This is a genomic window from Lutibacter sp., assembly GCF_016342705.1.
Taxonomy (GTDB): domain Bacteria; phylum Bacteroidota; class Bacteroidia; order Flavobacteriales; family Flavobacteriaceae; genus Lutibacter.
Window position 1 is genome coordinate 1 of record NZ_JAEINV010000035.1, and the last position, 2,077, is coordinate 2,077.

1 protein-coding gene is annotated in these 2,077 nt (G+C 26.8%); it reads right to left on the minus strand.

Annotated features, from left to right (window positions below):
* Positions 1 to 262: 262 nt before the first annotated feature.
* Positions 263 to 1,936 carry a diguanylate cyclase gene (locus JEY78_RS15745; protein WP_291853704.1) on the minus strand — a complete coding sequence of 558 codons (1,674 nt, stop codon included), beginning with the start codon at positions 1,934 to 1,936 and terminating at the stop codon, positions 263 to 265.
* Positions 1,937 to 2,077: the final 141 nt, after the last annotated feature.

Sequence of the window (2,077 nt, forward strand, 5' to 3'; positions counted from 1 at the left end):
TATTCTTTTTATTCTTCAGAATTTTTTGAATGTTGTTTTTTTGCATATGTTCAGTTTTCAAAGACCTATTTTTTTGCGTTCTATTGTCACGCTTAATTATTCTATCATAAGCACTTAGCTAAGTCAACTGTTTTTTCTCGTAAATATTAACTTTTTCTAATTATTTTGAAAATACATACTTCACTATCTGTTTTTGGCCATTTTTTAACAAAAAAGCAATAAAAAAACTCTATTTTTTTAGAGTTTTTTTGAAATGTTTTTATTAACTTTTTCCTGTCTTTTTTTGAATAAATTTGTCTTCATACATTCTCTTATCAGAAATCTTAAATAATTCCTTGATTTCTTTGCTATCAACACCATAAACTGATACTCCAGAAGCAAAAGAAATTTCAACGTTATTATTCCCAATTTGAATTAAATGCTTTTTAAGATAATTCTTAATAATTTGGATTTGTTGCACAGTTTCATCTTTCGTTAGCTTATTGAAAATTAATATAAACTCATCTCCACCAACACGGCCAAATATATTATCCGCAATTTCAGAATTTCTAACGGCTTCAGCAAACTCAAATAAATACTTATCACCTACATCATGACCAAATTCATCATTAATTATTTTGAGGTTGTTTATATCCATAGTACAAATTGAAATGATCGTTTCTTCCTCATGATCAATTAAATTATTAAGGAGTTTCATACAGTATCTTCTAGATTTCGCTTGAGTTAATTCATCAAACTTAGTTGGCCTTAGGGCTTGCTCATATAATTTATGAACTGAAATAATAATTTCAATTTCCTGAGCTAATTGTTTAATTAAGTATTTATCTTCTTTCGTGAAAATATCCTCGCTATCAAAATTGTCAATATTTATAGAACCAAAAAATTCATCTTGATATTTAAATGAACAAGTCATACATGATTTTGCAAAAACAGCTGATTCATACATTCTTTTATTATTTTCTTTTCCAAGATGCGCTTCGTCGAAAATTTCCAAGTTTTTAATAATGGTTGGCTCATACTTATCTTCTAATGTCGCTTGGAATGTTTCTTCAATCCCTAATTCTATTTTTTTTAATTTTTCTAAATCATATCCGTTTGCTGCAACAAATTTCATCATGTTATCTTCTAAAATTAAGATACTACCTGCTTGAGCCTTTGGAATTAAGGTGGTGGCTTTATCGAGAACCATTTGGAATAAATCCTCTATATTCTCGTTTTTAAGTACTTCCTGTGTCAGCTCATACATACTGTCTGTTATTTTCTTGCTTATTTTTAGAGATGAGTAAGTGTTTTTTAAATTATCTATAACAAGTGAATACTTCTCGTTTCTAATATCTAAGTCAGTGATCGTTTCTTTATGACTTCTATGTAACATAGAAAAAATTGTTGAAGCTATAAATACAATTAGTGAAATCATACCAACTAATGGTAAATCTAAATAAAAGTTTTCAGTTAATCCATAGGTTATATAGCTTAGTCCTAAATAACTAATTGCAGAAAATGAAAATACTCCAATTCTTCTAACGGTTTTGAATATTTGAATCCAAAACAATGAAACCACAATAACGATATATGATAGCATTTTCGCATTGCGTTCAGTGTATGTTGAAATTATAAACATACCTAGAGCAATAAAAAGAAATGGATAAATCTTAATAAAATATAATGCAAATTTGTTTTCCTCCGTTAGTTTCCTCGCATGAATTATAATAAAACATACTAACAAAACTAAAGAAAAAAACAATATTAAGTAATAATTCTGTATATTAGCTATCTGATTACTATCATAGAATATAACTGTAAATATTTGTTTTAAGAACAGAATCACAATACTAAAAAGCCCGTAAGAAATAGCATAGCTAAAATCACTCTCTCCTACAGTTATTTGTTTCAAGTATTTTATCACTTTTAATAAAACATTATTATTTTTTGTCATCCGTTTTAAGCTTTCTTAATAGAATAAATTAATTATATAATAAATATATATATTTTACAAGCGGATAAAAAAATGAAAAACAAGTTTTTCAACGAAAGAGCCTGGGGCTCTTTTTTGATTAGCTATTTTTTGATACAATTA

Bases quoted from the DNA above. Each gene is read 5' to 3' on its own strand.
- JEY78_RS15745 (WP_291853704.1), bottom strand. From the start codon at position 1,936: ATGACAAAAAATAATAATGTTTTATTAAAAGTGATAAAATACTTGAAA.